Consider the following 19,717-nt stretch of genomic DNA (forward strand, 5'->3'; position numbering starts at 1 on the left):
GGGGCACGCGGTCACGAGGTGAAGAACGGTGTCTGGCCCTCGCCCTGGAGCCGGATGTCGAAGCGCAGCCCGTCGCCGTCGCGGACGGCGACGAGGCGGGGGGCCGCCGCCGTGGGGACCAGCGCCAGTACGGGGTCCTCGGCGAGGTCCTGACCGGGCAGGTAGAGCCGGGTGCGGGCGGGCTTCAGCAGGCCGCGGCCGAAGACGTCGACGCGGAAGTGCGGGGCCTGCGGCCGGCCGTCGAGCGGTGGCGCGGGGGCCGGGGGGCCCATGACGACGCGGTACTCGCCGTTCTCGTCGGTGCGCCCGCGCGCCCACAGGGGCCCGGACCAGAGTTCGACGAAGCCCTCCGGGTACGCGACGGGATCGCCGGCGCCGTCGGTGACGCGGCCGTGGATCTCGATGGCGCCGGGGTCGTCCGGGCCGACCGCGCGGTCGCAGCCCTCGAAGATCAGCGCGAAGCCGTAGAGCGGACCCGATGTCTGCGACGGTGTGGGGATCAGGGGGCGGCCGGGCGTGCGGCTCATCGCGGGCCTCCCGGGGTGACGACGACGCGGCCGAGCTGGTGGCCGTCCTCGGCCATCCGGTGCGCCTCCGCTATCGCTTCGAGCGGGAACGTCCCGGCGATCCGCGGCTGGAGCCGCCCGGCGGCGACCAGGGAGGCGACGTCCTCGATCTGCGCGCGGGTGACGCTGCCGACGCCGAGCAGCTCGGCCCGTTTGAAGAAGACACGCGCGAGGTTGATGGAGACCTCCTCGCCGGACAACTGCCCGACCAGGACGTACCGGCCGTGCTGGGCGAGGCTCCGGAACGCCGGGGTGAAGACCCGGCTGCCGACCGTGTCGATCACGACATCGACGCCCCGCCCTTCGGTGAGCTTTCCGATGTCGCGGAACCACTCCTCCCCGCCGTCGACGAGCACCTGGTGCGCGCCCGCCGCGATCAGCGCCTCGGCCTTGTCCGACGACCGGGTCCGGGCGATGACGCGCGCGCCGGCCAGGGCCGCGAGCTGCACGGCCGACCACCCCACCCCGCCCGAGGCGCCCGTGACGAGCACGGTGTCACCGAGGCGGACCCGCCCGGTGTCGCGCACCGCGTTGAGGGCGACACCGACGGCCGCCCCGAGAATCGCCCCGACGGCCGGGTCGATGGTGGGGGCGATGCGCACCAGGGTCTCGGCCGGCAGCACGGCGTACTCCCCGTAGCCGCCGTGGGCGGTCTGCGCCCGGTCGGGGCAGGAGGTCTCGCGGCCCGTCCGGCAGTCGCGGCACAGGCCGCAACTGTTCCACGGCTTGTTCGCGACCCGGTCCCCGACCGACAGGTGCCCGACCCGGTCACCGACGGCGACGACGTCTCCGCAGATCTCCTGGCCGGGGACCTTGGGGAGCACGACGCCGCGGCGGTAGACGCCGCCGCGTTCGGCGACGTCGTGGCCGGAGACCCCGCAGGCGAGCACCTTGACCAGCGCGTCGGTGGGGCCGGGGACGGGCTGGTCGACCTCCTCGACGGCCAGCACCTCCGGCCCTCCGGTCCGGCGCAGCACGACGGCTTTCATTCGGTTTCTCCTGTGAACGATGTGGTGCAGTCGCCGGTCGGCCACTGCTCGATGACGGGGCGGACACGCTGCCCGCTCACCGGCTCCCGCTCGCCGATCCAGCGGCCGAACAGGCGTGGTCCGTCGTCCAGTTGGACGCAGACGACGCAGTACGGCACTAGGTGTTCGAACGCGGCGAGGTAGCTGCGCCGGTACCGGATCCAGGTGTGCACGACGCCCGTGCCCGGCACGTCGTCCCAGGTCCAGGCGGTGTCGGAGCAGTACGGGCACACCGGCCCGGCCGGGTAACGGGTGCGGCGGCAGCCGGAGCAGCGGCGCAGCACGATCCGCCCCTCGCGCAGCGCGTCGAACGGCACCCGCAGGTCGGGGGCGTGGCGCGGGATCAGGTCGCGCAGGCCCTCGGCGTACGCGCCGGGGTCGTGGGGCACGATCGGTACGGCGTTCACTCGTCTCTCCCGAAGACGATGGAGTCGCCGAGGGTGCTGCCCCACTGGGCGAGCCGCAGGCCGGGCACCTGGCGGGCGCCGGCCCGGCCGCGTACCTGCGTGACGATCTCGGCGAGCTGGCCCCAGCCGTTGCTGTGGCCTTCGGACAGGTGGCCGCCGGACGTGTTGACCGGCAGGTCGCCGCCCAGGGCGATGCGGCCGTCCTGGGTCCAGTCGGGCGCGTCGCCGGGCTCGCAGAAGCCGAAGCGTTCCAGCGCCCACCAGACCTGGCTGGTGAAGCCGTCGTAGCAGCCGAAGGTGCCGATGTCGGCCGGGGCGATGGCCAGTTCGGCGTGGACGCGGGCGGTCCCGGGCCGGTAGTCGAAGACGTCGGCCTGGTTGATGCCAAGACCGGGCCGGCCGAAGATGAACTCGTCGGGGCCGGCGTTGATGCCCTGGTAGGCGAGCATCCGCACCGGCGTGCCGGCGAGGTCGCGGGCCCGTTCGGCGCTGGTGACGATCATCACCGTGCCGCAGTCGGACGGCACCGAGCAGTCGAACAGCCGCAGCGGCTCGACGATCCAGCGCGACGCGCGGTAGTCGGCCTCGGTCATCGGGTCCCGCTTGAGCGCGGCCTCGTTCAGAGCGGCGTGGCCGCGCTGCGCGATCGCGACGGCCCCGAGCTTGTCACGGTCGACGCCGTACAGCGCCAGGTAGCGCCGGGTGGCGAGGGCGGCGCCGCCGATGGGGGCGGCCAGGCCCGCGTACGGTGTCTCGGCGTGCGCGCCGCCGCCTTCCCGCATGCCCTCGGCGAAGTCCGCCCGGCCGGCCTCGCCGTACGGGGGCAGGGGGCTGTTGCGGAACACGCCGAGGCAGGCCACGTAGTCGGCCAGCCCGCACTCCACGGCCATCGCGGCGGTCATCAGCACCGTCGAGGCGAACCGGCCGTGGCTCCAGGTCTGGGAGGCGTAGCGGACGTCGAGGCCGAGCAGGGTGGCCGCCTCGTCGTAGTCGATGCCGCGGGGGGAGCCGATCTGCACGACGAGGCCGTCGATCTGGTCGCGGCGCAGGCCGGCGTCGGCGAGCGCGGCCGACAGGGCCCGGCCGGCCAGGGAGCCGGCGCTCTCGTCGTGCCTGCCGAAGCCGACGGAGCCGACTCCGGCGACGCTCGTCCCCTTCACGGCGTCACCGCCCCGGCCTCGCCGAGCACCTCCGCCTGGTGCTCGGCGAGGTGCGGCGCGCCGCGCAGGACGCGGGCGGGCGTGCGGCCGAGCTTGACGGGCAGGCCCGCGGTGCGCAGGCCGTGGCCGGCGTCGACCGCCATCTCACGGGCGGCGAGCTGCTCCTGCTCCAGCACCTCGGACAGGTCGTGCACGAGGCTGGTGGGGATGGACAGGCGGACGCACAGGTCGATCCAGTGTTCCGCGGGCTCGGCGGCGAAGACGGGGACGAGGATCTCGTTGAGTTCGTCGCGGTGCGCGATGCGGCTGCCGTTGTCGCCGAACCGCGGATCGGTGATCAGGTCCTCGCGGCCGATGCGGCGGCAGAAGTCCTCGTAGTTGCGCCGGCCGTTGCACCCGAAGAAGAACTCCCGGTCCGACGCCCGGTAGATGCCGTACGGGGAGAGGAAGGCGAAGTACGGGCCGGACTTCTCCGGCAGGCGGCCGGTGCCGGTGTACTCGGCGATGAAGTGGCTCATCAGGTGGAGGGACGTGTCGTACAGCGATGTGTCGATGGACTGCCCCTGGCCGCTGACCCGCCGCTCCCAGAGCGCGACCATGATGCCGAACGCCGCGTTCGAGCCGGTCAGCAGGTCGATCGCCGAGGGGCCGATGCGCGCCGACGGCCGGCCGGGTTCCCCGGTGACGCTCAGGTGTCCGGCGTAGGCCTGGAGCAGGTTGTCCAGGCCCGGGCGCTCGCGCAGCGGCCCGTTCTGGCCGAAGCCGGAGATGGAGCAGTGGACGATGTCGGGGCGCAGCTCCCGGGCCCGCTCGTAGCCGATGCCGAGCCGGTCGGCGACGCCCGGCTTGAAGTTCTCGACGATCACGTCGGCGCTCTCGATCAGCCGGTCGACGGCGGCCCGCCCCGCCGCGGACTTCAGGTCCAGCGCGACGCCGCGCTTGTTGCGGTTGAAGGCGACGAACAGGCCCGACAGGTCGCCGTCCGGCCCGAACCGGCCGGTGCCCCAGACACGGCCGCCCTCACCGGCGGGCGGTTCGATCTTGATGACGTCGGCGCCGAAGTCGGCCAGCATCATGCAGCACGCGGGGCCGGCCATCGCGGCGGTGAAGTCCAGGACCCGCACTCCGGCCAGGGGCCCGGTGCGCGGCGGGTGGGCGGCGGTGCTCATGCGGCTCCTCCGTTCAGGGGCACGGCGGCGTACGCCCAGCCGTGCCAGTCGCGCCGGGCGAACTCGGTGTCGAGGCCGGCGTGATCGTTGAGGGTGTCGAGGTAGTCGAGGACGTGGGCGCCGCGGGGGTCGCCGGCGCCGAGGGGAACGGTCGCGCCGACCGCGCCGATGCGCGCGGCGGCCAGCCCCGCGCCGACGACGGTGTCGCCGTCGATCTCCAGCACGGCGACGCCCGTGGCGCGGGCCTCTTCCCGGTAGGGGAAGTACGGCAGGAAGTCGTGCTCGGCCATGGACGACAGCGCGCCGTGCCGCCGCTCGTTCGCGCGCCGTGTCCCGTCGGTGACACGCAGGTGGTGCACCAGCGTGCCGAGGCCGTAGAAGATCGGCGCGCCGTCGCGCACCTCGATGCCGCGCAGCGCGTGGTGATGGTGGCACAGCACGGCGTCCGCCCCGGCGTCGGCCGCGTGCCGGGCGAGCGCCGGCTCGTAGTCCCGCACGTCGCGCAGCCGTGACGAGTAGCCCCAGTGGAAGGACGCGACCACGACGTCGGCCAGTCGGCGGGCCTGTGCGAGCGACGCGTCGAGGCGGGCGAGGTCGTCGGGGTGCGGGGTGGTGGTGATCGTGGGCGCGATGCCCGGCTCCCAGAAGTTGGGGTCGGGTTCGTGGTAGCCGGTCAGCACCCGCAGCCCCGCCAGGCCGGGCCGGGTGCCGCGCGCCTCGTAGCCCTTGGGGAAGACGGAACAGTACGAGACGAACGCGACGCGGGTCCGCCCGTGCGTGACCACCGTCGGCGCGGTCGCCTCGGCCAGGTTCTCGCCCGCGCCGGAGACGGCGATGCCCTGGGCGCGCAGCAGCGCCATGGTGTCGCGCAGTCCCCGGTGGCCGGCGTCGACGGCGTGGTTGTTGGCCAGGCTCATCACGGTGAAACCGGCGTCGCCCAGGAAGTCGCCGTGGCGCGACGGCGCGACCGAGAGGTGCTTGTGCGTCGGTGCCGGCTCCGGCCGGTCGGTGTAGGCCCCTTCGCAGTTGCCGAACACGATGTCACCGCGGGACAGCAGGTCGCCCAGGGGGGCGAGCAGTTCGCGGCCGTTCGGCAGGTCGGGGAACACGTCACCGGCGCCGAGAACGGTGGTGACCGCCACGTCAGCCCTCCACCGGGGTGGTGGCCGGGCCGCGCAGGACGATGTCCCAGTCGTAGACCATGGCCGAGTCGGAGCCGCCGGCGTACTGCTGGTCGAAGGAGAACTTCGCCACCAGCCGGTCCAGCGCCCGCGGGTCGGGGATGGAGCGGGCGATCGGGTCACCGGCGATCAGCGGGTCGCCCTCGAAGTAGCACTGGGTGATGAGGCGGTGCCCGAGCGACGGGCCGAAGAGCGACACGTGGATGTGCGCCGGCCGGTACCAGGTGCCGGGCGCTCCGGGATAGGCCGCCGGCTTGATGGTGGTGAAGCGGTAGTTGCCGCCGTTGTCGGTCAGGGTGCGCCCGGCGCCGGTGAAGTTCGGGTCGAGCGGGAAGTAGCCCGGGTCGGCCCGGTCGACATAGCGCCCGGCGGCGTTGGCCTGCCAGATCTCGATGAGCGTGCCGGGTACGCCGCGGCCGTCGCTGTCGAGGACCCGGCCGCGCAGGATGATCCGCTGGCCGATGGGCACGCCGGGGTGGCCGGTGGTCAGGTCGTTGTCACCGGGCAGCACCCGCACGCGTCCGAACGCCGGGCCCCGCTGGTGGTGGAACCAGCCTCGGGGCAGCACGACCGGCGGCTCCAGCGGCGCCCGCAGCCGGGTGATCGGGTAGTCCGGGAACAGGAACGGCGGGTCGACGTCGACGAACTCGTCCGTGGTCACGCGTCCTCCCCGGCCAGGTCCACGTGGGGGTAGTGCTCCCGCGCGAACTCCTCGGTGATGTAGCCCAGCCGCAGGTCGGCGCGCACGTCCTCGGGCGCGCGCTCCGACGGCGGCCCGTAGCCGCCGCCACCGCCGGTGCTGACGGTGAGGACCGAACCCCGGGGGCAGGGCAGGCGCGTGACCTTGTCGAAGCCGGTGCGCGAGCCGTCGGCGTACTCCAGGCGCAGCTCGGTGGAGCGGGCCGGCCGGCCGCCGGCGAACCCGGGCGGCGCGGTCTTCGTCCGCTCGACGCCGGCGGTGTAGAAGAAGTCCTCAAGGGCGCGGTACGACCAGACGACCCCGAGGCCGCCGCGATGGCGGCCCGGCCCGCAGGAGTCGACGCGCAGTTCGGCGCGTTCGACCAGCCACGGGTTGCGCGTCTCCAGGATCTCGGCGCCGGTGACGCGCATGCGTGCCGCGGCGTGCAACTGGAGGGCGTGCGCGCCGTCGCCGTGCGCCGAGGCGCCCTGGCCGACGGGCATCGCGCAGCCGTCGGCCCACGGCCGGCCGTGGTGCGAGCGCGGACCCCAGGCGAGCTGGGGCAGGTTGCCGCCGCTCCACGCCGGTACGGCCTCGGGGACGACGGTCGCGATGGCGTCGAAGATGACCTCCATCGCCTCGTGGGCGGCCCAGCCGAGGAAGACCGGCGCGGGGCTGACCGGGTGCATCATCGTGCCCGGCACGGTGACGACGGTCAGCGGCCGGAAATGCCCCTCGTTGGGGATGTCGGTGCCGCCGGCGAGCATCGACAGCGCGATGCGGCAGGCGGACACGGCCTGCGGCATCGGCGTGTTGATCGGTCCGCCCTGCTGCTCGGGCACGCGGCCGAAGTCGACGGTGATGTCGCCGCCGTCGATGACGACATCGACCTCGAACGGGATCAGGTCGTCGTCGACACCGTTGGAGTCGAGGACCCCGCGGCCGGTGTAGCGGCCGTCGGGTATCGACTCGATGTAGCCGCGGACCACCGTCTCGCCGTGGTCGAACATCCGCTCCACGGCCGACATGAACGGGCCGTGGCCGTGGCGTTCGATGATGCGGGTCAGTTCGCGGGCGCCGGCCTTGAGCCCGGCGATCTCGGCGTTGAGGTCGCCGGCCATCATCTTCGGCAGGCGGCTGTTGGCCAGCGCGAGCCGGAAGATGTCGCCGACCCACTCGCCGCCGTCGACGATCTTGACGCCCGGGAAGATCGTGCCTTCCTGGAAGACGTCGACGGAGTCGGTGATGTACGGGTCCTTGCCGCCCACATCGAGGTAGTGGCCCTTGATGGCGGTGTAACCGACGAGCCGGTCCTCGTGGAAGACCGGCATGACGACCGCCATGTCGTTCTGGTGCGAGCCGGAGCCGTACGGGTCGTTGTACAGGATGACGTCGCCCGGCTTGAGGGCCTCCTCGCCACCGACCGCGTCCACGGCCCCGTGGACGCAGTAGCTCATCGTGCCCATGAAGATGGGCAGCGCGGCGGCCTGGGCCAGCAGCCGCACGTCGCGGTCGTAGATCGCGGCGGCGAAGTCCATCGCCTCGTAGATGATCGGCGAGAAGGCGGTGCGCACCAGCGTGCGCTTCATCTGCTCGGCTGCCGAGTTGAGGCCGTGGCGGACGACTTCGGTGGTGACCGGGTCCGCGCCGCCCGGGTCGTAGCCGGACAGGAGTGTGCCCGTGCCGCGGTGCAGGACGCGTTCGGCGGTGTGGGTCGTCATCGGAGGTCAGCTCCTCGTCCGGCGCGTGATCACCAGGCAGCCGGACGTCCCGTCCCGCCGTGCCTCGTGACCCGCGTCGATGTAGGTGGTGGTGGTCTGTTCCAGGACGATGGCGGGCCCGGCGAGGACCTCGGTGACGGCGTCGCGGTCGACGACGGCGAAGTCGCGCCGGCGCCGCTCGGCGAACGAGTACGCGGTCAGGGAGGGCCGGGCGGGCAGGTCCGCGCGGGGCGCCGGCGCGCCGACGCGCCGTCGCGGCAGCGGGCGGCGCAGGGTCGCGCGGGTCGCGACGACCTGCACCCGCTCGTCCATCACGTGGCCGTACTGGACGTCGTACTCCGCGGTGAACAGCGCCTCCAGCCCGGCCGCGGTGGCGGCGACGCGCCGGCCGTCGAGCGGGACGCCGACCGTGAGCGCGTGGTCCTGCCCGGCGTAGCGCATGTCGAGGGCCGCCTCGAAGACCGTCTCCTCCCGCGCCTGTGCGCCGGCGCGCTCCACGAGGTCGGCGTACAGCTCGGCGAGCAGCGCGTCGAGCTGCCCCACGGCCTCCTCGCCGAGGTCGAGGACCTTGGTGCGGGCGGCCGTGTGGGTGATCTCCGCACCCAGCAGGCCCCACGCCGAGAAGTTGCCGGCGAACGGCGGCACCACCGTGGTGTCGATGGCGAGTTCGTCGGCGACCACGCCGGAGAACAGGGGGCCGGCGCCACCGAAGGGCATGAGCGCGCACCGGCGGGGATCGATGCCGCGCTCGACGGTCACCTCCCGGATGGCGCCGGCCATCGCCGCCGCGGCGATGCGGATGACGCCGGCGGCGACATCGTCGGCGGACAGGCCGAGCCGCTCCGCGATCCCCGCCAGGGAACGGGTGGCGGCCTCGCGGTCGAGCACCCAGCCGTTCGCGAGCTGTCCCGGCCCGAACATGCCGAGGTGGCAGGCCGCGGCCGTCGTGGTGGGCTCGGTGCCGCCCTGCCCGTAGCAGGCCGGTCCTGGGCTCGCGCCGGCGCTGCGCGGGCCGACGCGCAGCAGACCGCCCTCGTCCACGAAGGCGACGGAGCCGCCGCCCGCACCGATCGAGCGGACGTCGACCCAGGGCGCGAGGACGGGGATGCCCTCGATGCTGCCCTCGTACTGGAGCTGCGGGCGGCCGTCGACCACGAGCGCGGTGTCGAAGCTCGTGCCGCCGACGTCCGCGGTGATCGCGTACGGCAGGCCGAGCAGCCGGGAGATCTCCGCCGCGCCCTGCACACCGGCGACGGGCCCGGACATGATGGTCTCGAACGGGCGGTCGCGGGCCTGCCGCAGCGGCAGCGCGCCCCCGCCGGACCGGGTGACCAGCACCTCCGCCTCGCAGCCGAGACCGGCCAGTCCGGCTTCCAGGGCGTCGAGGTACGTGGACGTCTTCGGGCGCACGTACGCGTCGACGGTGGTCGTGGTGGTGCGTTCGTACTCGCGGTACTCGGCGGCCACCTCGTGGGACAGCGAGATCTGTCCCGTGAAGCCCGCCTCGGCCAGGAGTCCGGCGACGCGGCGCTCGTGGACCGGGTTGGCGTACGCGTGCAGGAGGACGACGGCGACCGAGTCGACGCCCGCCGCGCGCAGTTCCGGCACGAGGGCGCGGACGTCGGCCTCGGCGAGCGGGGTGAGGACCTCGCCGCGGAAGCCGACGCGCTCGGTCACCTCGAAGCGCCGGTGGCGGGGGACCAGCACCTCCGGCTCGCGGCAGAACAGATCGAAGGCGTCCGTGCGGTCACCCCGGCGCAGTTCGATCACGTCGCGGAAGCCGCGGGTGGTGATGATGCCGACGGTCGCCCCCTCGCGGGTGAGGAGAGCGTTGAGGCCGATGGTGGTGCCGTGCAGGAAGTAGGCCAGCGAGCCGACCCGCTCCGTGCCGACTCCGGCCCGCACGGCGTCCAGCACGCCCTTCTCGGGGGCCCGCGGGGTGGTCGGCCGCTTGGCCACCCGTATCTCCCCCGTGGCGTCGTCGCACATGATGAGGTCGGTGAACGTGCCTCCGACGTCCACTCCGACTCGGCTCGACATCCTGGCCCTCCGCTTCGTTGCCTGTGCCCGGCCGTCCCGGTCGTCCCGGTCGTCCGGTGCCAACCGCCGTTACTATGTGACGGACGTCATGTGGCGGGAAGCCGCAAAACCCGATGGTCGCCATAGGCCGCCTCGATGACCTGTGGGAACCGTGCGAGGGAAGTGATGTGCGGGTGCGCCTCAACCGGGTCGATCTGAACCTGCTGACGTCACTGCGCGCGCTGCTGAGGCACCGGAGCGTGACGCGCGCGGCGGAGGAGCTGATGGTCAGCCAGCCGACGATGAGCGCCGCTCTGGCGCGACTCCGCCGGCACTTCGAGGACGACCTGCTCACCCGCGTCGGCAACCGGAGTGAACTCACGCCGTTCGCCCGGCAGTTGTGTGAACACGTCGAGGTGGCGGCGCGCGCGGTCGATGGCGTGTTCGGCACCCGGCCCGGGTTCTCCCCGCGCGGGACGAGGCGCCAGTTCGTGGTCGCCGCCTCGGACTACGCGCTGCCGGTGATCGGCGACGAGCTCCTGCGGATCATCGACGCGAGCGGCGAGGGCGTCCGGGTCAGGTTCGCGCCCCTGGCGACGGCCGCGACCGAGCGTCCGGACGAGTTCCTCCGGGACGTGGACACGATGATCATGCCCCACGGCGCCCTCAGCGACGTCCCCCACCTCGACCTGTTCGAGGACCGGTGGGTCTGTCTGCTCGACGAGAGCAACCCCGCCGCCACCGAGGGCCTGACGCGCGACGCCCTGAGCACGCTTCCCTGGGTCATGACCTACCACCACGCGACGATGTCGACGCTGGGCGCGCGGACCCTGCGGATGCACGGCATCGAGCCGGACGTCCGGCTGGGCACCGACAGTTTCCTGGCCGTCCCCAGCCTCGTGACCGGGACGAACAACCTCGCGCTGCTGCAACGCCGGCTCGTCTCGACCGTCGGCCTGCCGCCCGGCGTGAAGGCGGTGGAGTTCCCGTTCGAGTCCCCCGTCATGAGGCTGGCGCTGTGGTGGCATCCGTCACGCGAGTCCGACCCCGCCCACCGCTGGCTGCGCGACCAGTTCCTCCGCGCCGCCTCCTACCTCCCCGACCTCGACCCGTCTCTTTTTCACCTCTCCGCGCCCAGCACGGAGAAGTAGAGAAGGGACCGCCTCGAGGCCGCGACCGTCCGCGGTACCCGTTACGCGCATCGCACCGCCCGTCCCGCGATCGGGAAACGTCCACAGCTCCCCCCGGATGCGGAAGTTCCCGAGCAGCGCGCCGAAACCGGGCCGGAGCGATCTCCCGGTCAGTCGGCCACTGAAGGTCGTCCCGGCCATGGTGAACCCCAGGGCCGACTACGTCACCACCATGGAACCCGATCCGGGCTTCCCGCAGACCCCTGCCGGCCGCCACCGGTCACGACCCGTGCCTCCTCACCGGCAACTGCCTCGCCACTCCGGCCAGGGGCGGGGTGACCAACTCCCCATTGGCCTGCCCAGCCCACTGCCCGTCTCACCGGTCGCCGCACGCATCGGGTCGGCGGTGGGTGAGGTGGTGCGGTGGTGAGGAGAGGTGGATGAGGTGCATGCGGTAGCCCTCCACCTGGGGGAGGTGTTGGTGGGCCAGGTCGGTCAGCATCTGCCGGGTCGGGGCCGGTAGCGCGTCGTGGACGCCGGGGGGCAGCGTGGACATGGTGTGGGTGCCGAGGAGGCGGCTGCCGGGGACCCATGCGGTGATGATGTCCGCGTCGGCGCAGCCCCATCGCATGCGGGCCTCGACCTTGCTGAGGGCGTCGTGCTGGTCCTGGGCTTCGAGCAGTGGGGGACTGATGGTGTCCAGCGCCAGCCAACTGCCCGGGAACGCGGCGGCGATCCGTTCGATCACGCCTCGGACGTCGGCCTCGTGGAGGAAGGGCAGCACGGCCTCGGCCGAGAACAGGCAGGGACCCGGGGAGTGTTCGCGGATCACGCGGAGCCAGTCGTCGTCGGTCACCGAGGCGGCGAGCATGCGTCGGCGCGGGGTGTCGGTGAAGAACGCGCGGCGCAGCTCGATGACATCCGGCAGGTCGAGGTCGAACCAGAGCGCCCGCCCGTTGTCCACCCTCTCGTGGCGGGTGTTGAGACCGGTGCCGATCTCCACCACCGTCCCGGCGGGGTGCCGGGCCAGGAAGTCGCGTGTCCAGGAGTCGAACAGCAGGGTGCGCAGGACCGTGCCGGTCAGGCTCGGCAGGCCGTCGAAGCGCGAGAAGTCGTAGTCGATCGCCTCGACCATCTCCGCGGCCCGGGGGTCGCGGAGCGCGGGCTCGGGCTTGTGCTGCTCCACGGCGCGGCCGTAGAGCGGTATCAGGAGCGTCTCCTGGGCGGCGCCCAGGGAAGGCGTGCGGCGGCTCAACGCGGTCTCCATGCCTGTCGGTCCCCAGGGTCTCGCGGTCCTCGGCGCTGCCCGCCGCGAGCCCTGCGCGTATCATACAGAAACGGTAATCATTTTCACTAGCGATGAGGGTTCTCGTGACACGAGGTGACGTCCGGCTTCCGGTGACCGTTCTCTCCGGCTTTCTCGGTGCGGGCAAGACGACCCTGCTCAACCATGTGCTGGCCAACCGCGAGGGGCTCCGGGTCGCGGTCATCGTCAACGACATGAGCGAGGTCAACATCGACGCGGCGCTGGTCCGGGACGGCGGTTCCCTGTCCCGCACGGAGGAGCGGCTGGTGGAGATGACCAACGGCTGCATCTGCTGCACGCTGCGGGACGACCTCCTGGAGGAGGTGGACCGCCTGGCGCGCGCCGGCCGGTTCGACTATCTGCTGATCGAATCCAGCGGCATCTCCGAACCGATGCCGGTCGCGGCCACCTTCTCCTTCCCCCGGGACGACGGGGCCACCCTGGGCGACCTGGCGCGCCTGGACACCATGGTGACGGTGGTGGACGCGGCGAACTTCGTTCCCGAGCTGACGCGCGGGGACGCTCTGACCGACCGCGGCCTGGACCAGTACGAGGACGACGAGCGGACCGTCAGCGATCTGCTGGCGGATCAGGTCGAGTTCGCCGATGTGCTGGTGCTCAACAAGACCGATCTCGTCGGTCCCGACCACACCGTCCGCCTGGAGGCGGCGTTGCGCCGCCTCAACCCGGCGGCCCGGGTGATCCGCGCGAGCCACGGCCGGGTCCCGCTCCGGGAGATCCTCGGCACGGGCGGTTTCAGCCTGGCCAAGGCCCAGGAGGCCCCGGGCTGGCTGGCCGAACTCAACGGCGATCACGTGCCGGAGACCGAGGAGTACGGGATCTCCAGCCTTCTCTTCCGCTCCGGCCGGCCCTTCCATCCCGGCCGCCTGTGGGCCTTCGTCACCGAGCGGCTCGACAGCGGCGCGTTCGGCTCGGTGCTGCGTTCCAAGGGCTTCTTCTGGCTGGCGACCCGGCCGCGGATCACCGGCCTGTGGTCCCAGGCGGGATCCGTCGCGCGGTTCGAGCCGTCCGGTGTCCGTGCCGCCCCGGCGGAGGGCGGCCTGTCATCGGGTCAGGAACTCGTCTTCATCGGTACGGACCTGGACAAGGAGGCGCTGCGGTCGGCGCTGGCCGCCTGCCTGCTCGACGATGCCGAGTGGCGGGCGGGGGCAGCCGTCTGGTGCGGGTACGAGGACCCCTTCCCGGAGTGGGACGGCCTCGGCCCGGACGACGGACACGCGCACCACCACCACCACCACGACCGGGCCGGGACACCGAACGTCGTGTGACGATCCGGCCCGCCGCGGCCGGGCCGGCGGCGTGCGGGGGAGGGTCAGCCGGGGCCGAGGTTCGCGATGCGGGTGAGCAGCGCGTGCAGTGTCTCCCGCTCGGGCTGTTCGAGCGGCGCGAGCAGTTCGTTCGTCACGCGCAGGCACGCCTCGTCTGTGTCGCGCAGGTAGGCGCGGCCACTGCCGGTCAGGACCACAATCCGGCTGCGCCGGTCGTCGGGGGAGGGGCGGCGTTCGGCGAAGCCGAGCTTCTCCAGGTCGTCGACCAGGCCGACGATCGCGCTCGGGTCGTAGCCGAGGCGCGCGCTCAGCTCGCGTTGCGGAGCGCCTTCGGAGGTGGCGAGGAAGCGCAGCAGCGCGTAGTGCCGCAGCCGTAGGCCCGATTCCTGGAGGGAGGCGTTGAACAGCCGCCCGGAGCGCTGACCCACGCGGTACAGGAGGATGTCTCGTATACACATCTGACGCTGCCGACGAAGAGGACAGTGGAGTACTGTGAGGGCTACGTGGATGCGATAAAAGAAAGACAGTGTGAGAGGGAGACTCGTGGGCTCGGAAATGTGTATAGGAGGTGCGCTGCTGGCGGGCGATGACGGACTCCCTGGTCGAGGTTCTTCCCGGGCCGCTTCTGCGAACTGGCTGGGACCAGGATGGCCCACCTCGCCCGGGGAGACCCGCCGTGGGGGGACACCGATCGCCGCTCCCGCGGAGGCGTGGGCTCCGGGACGGCGTGTGCCCGGCCCGGACGGGGGCGTGGGGTTTCCGTCCGGGCCGGGGGATCGAGAGGGGAAGGGCGGGGTCAGGCGGCGCAGTTGGTGCTGCGGTACTCCTGGATGGTGCCGCCCGCGCTGGGCGCGGGGCAGAGGAACTGCTCGTAGCGGGTGTCGTTGTCGACGTAGAGCTTGAGCCAGGCCACGGTGTACTGCGCGATGGTGGAGTTGAAGCTGACGGGGGTGGTGTGCGTCCCGTTGTTCAGCTCCAGGTAGGCGCGCTCCTGGGTGCCGAGGCTGGTGTAGAACGGCTCGGCGTGCTGGCCGACGCGGGTGACGGTGTCGTTCTCACTGCCGAAGATCAGCGTGGGTGAGGTGACCGAGGACCAGGTCTTGGTCGTGTGGTACGGGGTCAGCGGGACGACGGCCTGGATCTCCGGGCGGAGTTGGGCGGCGCGCAGGGCGGCGCCGCCGCCCATGGAGTGACCGGCCACAGCCAGGTGGTCGGGGTCGATCCGGCTGCGGACGGTGCTGGTGTCGGTGAGGTAGTCCAGCGCGTCCAGAAGCTGCTCGGCGCGGGAGTTGGGCTGGTCGTAGCGGCTCTCGGTGTCGATGGTAAAGACGACGAACCCGTGCGACGCCAGGGTGCGGCCGTACCAGGCGACCGCCGACTGGGTGGAGGTGTAGCCGGGGGAGATGGCTATCGCGCCGAAGGTGCCCTGGCTGGTGTCGGTGGGGTAGTAGATCGTGCCGCCGTCGAAGGTCGGCCGGTCGGAGACCGTGGTGGTCGCGTAGTCGAACGGCCCCTCCTGGGCCTGGATCGCGGCGAGCGTCGGGTCCGGGCCGCGCCGGAACTCCTCCTCCTCCGCCGCCGTGTCCGCCGCGACGGCCGTCCCGGACAGCGCGGGTACGGACCCGGCGCAGAGCAGCGCGGCACCGGCCAGGACACCGGTCACGGCGGCCTTGAGCCGCCATCTGCGGTGAATCGTGCGGTGATGCATGGGGGAACTCCTTTGTTCTCGTGGGCAGAACGGAGGTGCACGTGGCCGGCCCCGTGAGAGGGGGCCGGCGAACCGTCGCACCGCGGGAGCCGGCGGCTGAGCGACATCGGTGGCGCACGTCCGGGAGCGGGCGTTGACGCGCCGGTGCCACGAACGGCTCTTCGGTGCGGCACGAGCAGGTGGGAGAGACGGTAGCGAGGCGACCAGTGTTCGACAATGGCGAACCATTGTTCTTCACAATTATTGTTTGTGGCTACCTTCTAAGGTGGGCTCCTGTGCGGACCGGGACGAAAACGGTCCCTCGGCTCGTCAGCGCCTGACAAGGGGAACTCCGCCCGCCGGAGGCGGGCGATCAACCGTCCGTCGGGGCGAACAGGGCGCGCCGGGCGGTCAGTTCCCGGTCGTCCGGTGCGTCCCGGGGTGGGGTGCGGGCGTCTGCCGGGTGGCGAGGAGGTCGAGCAGGTGGAGCTTGCCGGCGGCGGCCCCGCCCGGTGCCGCGGTGAGGATCACGACGCGCAGGTCGCCGCCGGACTCGGTGAGGATGTCGCAGTCGAGGTCGAGCGCCCCGGCGTCGGGGTGGTGGATGGTCTTGGTGTGCGGGGCGTGGCCGCTCACCTCGTGGGTGTCCCACAGGGCGGCGAAGCGCGGGCTGGCGTCGCGGAGGTCGGCGACGAGGCGGTGCAGGGCCGGTTCCGCGGGGTAACGGGCGCGGGCGGCCCGCAGGTCGGAGACGACCGCGGTCTCGAAGCGGGTCCGCTGCCGGGCGGTGTGGGCCACACGGCCGGGCGGGCCGACGAAGTGCCGCCAGACGAGGTTGCGGTGCCGGCCCGCCAGGGCGGACGGGTCGCCCGTCACGGTGGCGTAGAGGGGGTTCCAGGCGAGGGGCGTCCAGGCCGCGTCGTAGACACCGACGGGTGTGCCCGCCATCTGGTCGAGCAGCCGCCGCACGCCCGGCGTGATCCGGCCCCACCGGCGGCCGTTCGCCGGTTCGGGCTGTCCCGCCAGCAGGAACAGATGCGAGCGTTCGGCCTCCGACAGCCGCAACGCCCGCGCGAGGGCCCCGAGTACCTGGACGGACGGGGACGTCGCCCGGCCCTGCTCCAGGCGGGTCACGTACTCGGGCGAGATGCCCGCCAGCAGGGCCAGCTCCTCGCGTCGCAGGCCGGGCGTACGGCGGGCCCGTCCGTCGGGGAGCCCCACCGCGCCGGGAGGGACGCGGTCACGCCAGCGGCGCAGCGCCTCACCCAGGTCGCCACCGTGCCGCCGTGGTTGCCTGCCGCCGCGCGCGCTCATGGCACCAGTATCGGCGCGGCGCGATCCGCGGGAGTGGTACTGGCGTTACCAGGAAGAACAGGGCACTGCCGGGCCCGCCGCGACGTGGCGAGACTGTCCGGCATGACGACGACCCTCATCACCGGGGCCACCAGGGGACTCGGCCTGGAGACCGCCCGCCGCCTGGTCCAGGAGGGGCACACCGTGTACCTGGGTGCCCGCGACGCCCGCCGGGGCGAGGAGGCCGCCCGGTCCGTCGGCGGCCACTGCCTCCTCCTCGACGTCACCGACGACGATTCGGTGCGCGCCGCCGCCGCGCGCGTCCGCGAGCGGGCCGGGCGGCTGGACGTCCTGGTGAACAACGCCGGTGTCGTCGGCGCCCTGCGACCCGTCGAGGAGATCACCGCCGAGGACATGCTCGCCGCCTACGACACCAACGTCTTCGGCGCGGTCCGCGTCACCCGGGCCTTTCTGCCGCTGCTGCGCCTGAGCGCGTCGCCGACCGTGGTGAACGTCAGCAGCGGCCTCGGCTCGCTGGCCGTCGCGGCCGACCCGGCCGCCCACGCCTCGCTCGTCCCGCTCTGGGTCTCCTCGCTGCCGTACAACTCCTCCAAGGCCGCCCTGAACATGATCAACACCCTGTACGCGCGGGCCCTGCCGGGGATGCGGATCAACGCCGTCGATCCCGGCCACACCGCCACCGACCTCAACGGCCACACCGGCGCTCAGACCGTCGAGGAGGGCGCCGACATCATCGTCCGCATGGCCATGACCGGACCCGACGGGCCGACCGGCGGCTATGTCACGGCACGCGGGCCGATGCCCTGGTGACGCGCCGGCGAGCCACCCCCGTACCCACCTCACTCCCGGGAGCCCGGTCATGAACACCCCGCATCGCGTCGAGGTCGTCCTCGACTTCTCTTGCGTCCACTGCTACATCGGCTTCACCCGGTACACCCGGGCCCTGCGCCGGTACCGCGCGGAGGGCGGCACGGCCGAGACCGTGTTGCGCCCCTTCCAGCTCCGGCCGGAGGCGTCACCCGCCGGTGAGCCGCTCGTCGGCGTCTGGGCGCGCGAGCGCGGCGAAGCCGTCGCGGCCCGGCTGGCCGGGGACACCTCGTTCGGGGCGGACGACGGCCTCGCGCTGGACTTCCGGCGGGCGGTGTTCACGAACACCTTCGACGCGCACCGGATCGTCGCGCGGGCGTCCGCGCAGGGCAGGGGCGAGGAGATGGCCGAGCGGCTGTTCCGCGCCTACTTCACGGACGGGCTGAACATCGCGGACGCCACCACGCTCGCCGCGCTCGCCGCCGAGCTGGGCGTCACGGCCACCGGCGGCGGCGCGGAAGCGGTGCGGGCCGAACTCGCCCGCGTCCGCCGGCTGGACCTCCCGGCCCCGCCGGTGTTCCTCTTCCCGGGCGGCCCCACCCTGTCCGGGGAGGTGCGCGAGAGCGAGATCCTCGCCGCGCTGCGCGGCTGAGGGGGGCGCCGCGTCAGCGCCAAGGGGGCTCAGGGGCAGGTCTCTTCGAGCTTCACGGTGCCGAAGTCGATCTCGGTGTCCGCGGGGTGTTCGCCCGCCGGGGGTGACTGGGTGCAGACCTGCCAGTTCCTGTCCCACACCTGCATGCGGTCCTGGCCCGAGACGTCGTGGGACGTCAGGAAGAAGAACCCCGCCGCCTGGGCCGCGTCCTGGGCGGCCTGGAGCTGCTGCCCCGTGAAGTCGGGGAGTTCGGCCGTCTCGACCGTCTCCACCGTTTCGGCCGGTTCCGCCGTTTGCGCCGGGGGTTCCGCGTCGGCCTCGGGGCGGGTCTCCGGCTCCTCGTCGGTGCCGGGAAGCGGCTCGGCCCGCTGCTCCGGGGCGGTGTCGGCGTTCCCGCCGGCGGCCGTGACGTCTTCCTCGGCCTTCTCGGCGGGCGGGTTCACGAGGTTCCCGAGCACGCCGAGGGCGACCAGGCCGCCTATGACGACACCGATCTTCTGCCCGCGGGTGAGGCGCTGCCACCCGTTGGGGCGCTGGCTCTTCTACACCACTCCGAGCCCACGAGACAGGCAGAAAACTCGTATGCCGCCTTCTGGCGGAAAAAAAAAAAAACGACCAACGAGGGGGCTGCGTGCCCCAGGGCGCGAAGTGCGGGTTCGTCATGCGGTCGAGCCTGCCGTGACGCCGGAGAACGTGGGCGCGAAGTGCGCCGCTGTGATGGAGTTGTGACGGAACGGGGTGTGTGCCGGTGGAGGCGGGTGCGGCACCGCCCGCTTCCCGCGGGGCGTCACCAGGGACTACCGGCCCGGGGCGCGGCCCGGGGTGTGGCCGTACTGCCGGGTGAAGGCGGCGACGAACGCCGAGGGGCTGGCGTAGCCGACGAGGTGGGCGACCTGGGTGACCGGGCGGTCGGGGAGCAGGGCGCGTGCCGCCCGCAGGCGCAGGGCGGTGCGCCAGCGGGAGAACGGGACGCCGAACTCCCGGACGAAGTCGCGCTGGAGCGTTCTGACGCTGACGTGCAGCCGCCCGGCCCACTCGCGCAGTTCCGTGGGGTCCGCCGGGTCGCGGGCCAGTTCCCGGGCCACGGCGAGCGCGAGGCCCGCGCCCGTCGCGTGGTGCGTGACGTAGGCGTCGGACGAGGCGGCCAGACCCGCCATGAACCGCTCCCGCGCGGCGAGCGCCTCGCGTTCCGGGCAGCCCGCGCGGGCGATCACCGTCGTCAGCAGCCGGGCCGCCTCGGGGGCCACGGAGACCGGGCCGGCCCGCAGACCCTCCAGCGCCCGCGGCACCTGGCGCAGGCAGACGCGGTAGACCGTTCCCCCGTCCCCGGCCCGCACCTCGTGCTCGACGGCCCGCTCCGCCCAGAACGCCTCGCCCGGCGCGGTGAACCACACCCGGGAGCCGTGCGGCACCGTCAGCGCGCCGTCGGGCGAGAAGTAGAGCTGGTGCAGGAAATCCTGCCGCCGGTCGCCGAACTCCAGCACGTCCGCGGCCCGGTAGCGCAGCACGAGGATGCCGTCGGGGCGGCCGAGGCCGTAGGCGAACTCCTCGCAGCGCACGGGATCGGTGCGCGGGTGTCCTATGAGCGACATGGCGTGACCT

General features: G+C 73.0%; 19 protein-coding genes. 4 read left to right on the top strand and 15 right to left on the bottom strand.

Annotated elements, in window-relative coordinates; all coding sequences use genetic code 11:
- Positions 1-11 precede the first annotated feature (11 nt).
- The 9 genes from BN2279_RS26580 to BN2279_RS26620 are packed head-to-tail and all read right to left on the bottom strand — an operon-like array spanning position 12 to position 9,951.
- On the bottom strand, positions 12-527 hold the full coding sequence (locus tag BN2279_RS26580; RefSeq protein ID WP_059013554.1) for a peptidase associated/transthyretin-like domain-containing protein: 516 nt from the start codon (positions 525-527) through the stop codon (positions 12-14).
- Positions 524-1,555 (bottom strand): quinone oxidoreductase family protein, encoded by a 1,032-nt coding sequence (locus BN2279_RS26585; protein ID WP_059013555.1) that lies wholly within the window; start codon positions 1,553-1,555, stop codon positions 524-526. Before BN2279_RS26585 ends, BN2279_RS26580 begins: the two co-directional genes overlap by 4 nt.
- Complete coding sequence (locus BN2279_RS29645; protein WP_059013556.1) at positions 1,552-2,001, bottom strand: Zn-ribbon domain-containing OB-fold protein; 450 nt, start codon at positions 1,999-2,001, stop codon at positions 1,552-1,554. The genes BN2279_RS26585 and BN2279_RS29645 overlap by 4 nt, the downstream gene beginning before the upstream one ends.
- Positions 1,998-3,161: a thiolase family protein gene (locus tag BN2279_RS29650; protein ID WP_059013557.1), complete on the bottom strand. Its 1,164-nt coding sequence runs from the start codon at positions 3,159-3,161 to the stop codon at positions 1,998-2,000. Before BN2279_RS29650 ends, BN2279_RS29645 begins: the two co-directional genes overlap by 4 nt.
- A complete protein-coding gene (locus BN2279_RS26600) occupies positions 3,158-4,330 on the bottom strand; it encodes a CaiB/BaiF CoA transferase family protein (protein ID WP_079032523.1) in 1,173 nt (390 codons plus the stop codon). The genes BN2279_RS29650 and BN2279_RS26600 overlap by 4 nt, the downstream gene beginning before the upstream one ends.
- Complete coding sequence (locus BN2279_RS26605; RefSeq protein WP_059013558.1) at positions 4,327-5,472, bottom strand: CapA family protein; 1,146 nt, start codon at positions 5,470-5,472, stop codon at positions 4,327-4,329. Before BN2279_RS26605 ends, BN2279_RS26600 begins: the two co-directional genes overlap by 4 nt.
- Position 5,473: 1 nt before the next feature.
- Positions 5,474-6,172: a dioxygenase family protein gene (locus BN2279_RS26610; protein ID WP_059013559.1), complete on the bottom strand. Its 699-nt coding sequence runs from the start codon at positions 6,170-6,172 to the stop codon at positions 5,474-5,476.
- Positions 6,169-7,911, bottom strand: coding sequence for a hydantoinase B/oxoprolinase family protein (locus BN2279_RS26615; RefSeq protein WP_079032524.1), 1,743 nt, complete (start codon positions 7,909-7,911; stop codon positions 6,169-6,171). The genes BN2279_RS26610 and BN2279_RS26615 overlap by 4 nt, the downstream gene beginning before the upstream one ends.
- Before the next feature lie 6 nt (positions 7,912-7,917).
- Positions 7,918-9,951: a hydantoinase/oxoprolinase family protein gene (locus tag BN2279_RS26620; protein WP_059013560.1), complete on the bottom strand. Its 2,034-nt coding sequence runs from the start codon at positions 9,949-9,951 to the stop codon at positions 7,918-7,920.
- Between the two features lie 167 nt (positions 9,952-10,118).
- Between BN2279_RS26620 and BN2279_RS26625 the strand changes: the two genes are divergently transcribed.
- On the top strand, positions 10,119-11,081 hold the full coding sequence (locus BN2279_RS26625) for a LysR family transcriptional regulator (protein ID WP_059013561.1): 963 nt from the start codon (positions 10,119-10,121) through the stop codon (positions 11,079-11,081).
- Between the two features lie 355 nt (positions 11,082-11,436).
- On the opposite strand, the gene BN2279_RS26630 is transcribed toward BN2279_RS26625, so the two are convergent.
- Positions 11,437-12,327 (bottom strand): class I SAM-dependent methyltransferase, encoded by an 891-nt coding sequence (locus BN2279_RS26630; RefSeq protein ID WP_059013562.1) that lies wholly within the window; start codon positions 12,325-12,327, stop codon positions 11,437-11,439.
- 104 nt (positions 12,328-12,431) lie between these two features.
- Between BN2279_RS26630 and BN2279_RS26635 the strand changes: the two genes are divergently transcribed.
- Positions 12,432-13,655, top strand: a complete 1,224-nt coding sequence (locus BN2279_RS26635) for a GTP-binding protein (RefSeq protein ID WP_234348092.1) — start codon at positions 12,432-12,434, stop codon at positions 13,653-13,655.
- A 44-nt stretch (positions 13,656-13,699) separates the two neighbouring features.
- Here the strand turns inward: BN2279_RS26635 and BN2279_RS26640 are convergent, their stop codons facing one another.
- From BN2279_RS26640 to BN2279_RS26650, 3 genes are all read right to left on the bottom strand, one after another.
- Positions 13,700-14,113 (bottom strand): MarR family winged helix-turn-helix transcriptional regulator, encoded by a 414-nt coding sequence (locus BN2279_RS26640; RefSeq protein WP_059013564.1) that lies wholly within the window; start codon positions 14,111-14,113, stop codon positions 13,700-13,702.
- A 338-nt stretch (positions 14,114-14,451) separates the two neighbouring features.
- A complete protein-coding gene (locus BN2279_RS26645) occupies positions 14,452-15,363 on the bottom strand; it encodes an alpha/beta hydrolase family protein (protein WP_059013565.1) in 912 nt (303 codons plus the stop codon).
- Between the two features lie 390 nt (positions 15,364-15,753).
- A complete protein-coding gene (locus tag BN2279_RS26650) occupies positions 15,754-16,656 on the bottom strand; it encodes a helix-turn-helix domain-containing protein (RefSeq protein ID WP_059013566.1) in 903 nt (300 codons plus the stop codon).
- Between the two features lie 102 nt (positions 16,657-16,758).
- On the opposite strand from BN2279_RS26650, the gene BN2279_RS26655 reads away from it, so the two are divergent.
- Together BN2279_RS26655 and BN2279_RS26660 are read left to right on the top strand one after the other, a co-directional pair.
- Entirely contained in the window at positions 16,759-17,466 is a 708-nt protein-coding gene (locus BN2279_RS26655; RefSeq protein WP_059013692.1) for an SDR family NAD(P)-dependent oxidoreductase, read from the top strand.
- A 49-nt stretch (positions 17,467-17,515) separates the two neighbouring features.
- Complete coding sequence (locus tag BN2279_RS26660; RefSeq protein WP_059013567.1) at positions 17,516-18,115, top strand: DsbA family protein; 600 nt, start codon at positions 17,516-17,518, stop codon at positions 18,113-18,115.
- A 29-nt stretch (positions 18,116-18,144) separates the two neighbouring features.
- Here BN2279_RS26660 and BN2279_RS31285 read toward each other — a convergent pair whose 3' ends face one another.
- Positions 18,145-18,558 (bottom strand): hypothetical protein, encoded by a 414-nt coding sequence (locus BN2279_RS31285; RefSeq protein WP_159037346.1) that lies wholly within the window; start codon positions 18,556-18,558, stop codon positions 18,145-18,147.
- Between the two features lie 354 nt (positions 18,559-18,912).
- Positions 18,913-19,707, bottom strand: a complete 795-nt coding sequence (locus tag BN2279_RS26670; protein ID WP_234348093.1) for a helix-turn-helix transcriptional regulator — start codon at positions 19,705-19,707, stop codon at positions 18,913-18,915.
- Positions 19,708-19,717: the final 10 nt, after the last annotated feature.

Origin of the sequence: Streptomyces specialis, from assembly GCF_001493375.1 — a bacterium.
Lineage (GTDB): Bacteria > Actinomycetota > Actinomycetes > Streptomycetales > Streptomycetaceae > Streptomyces > Streptomyces specialis.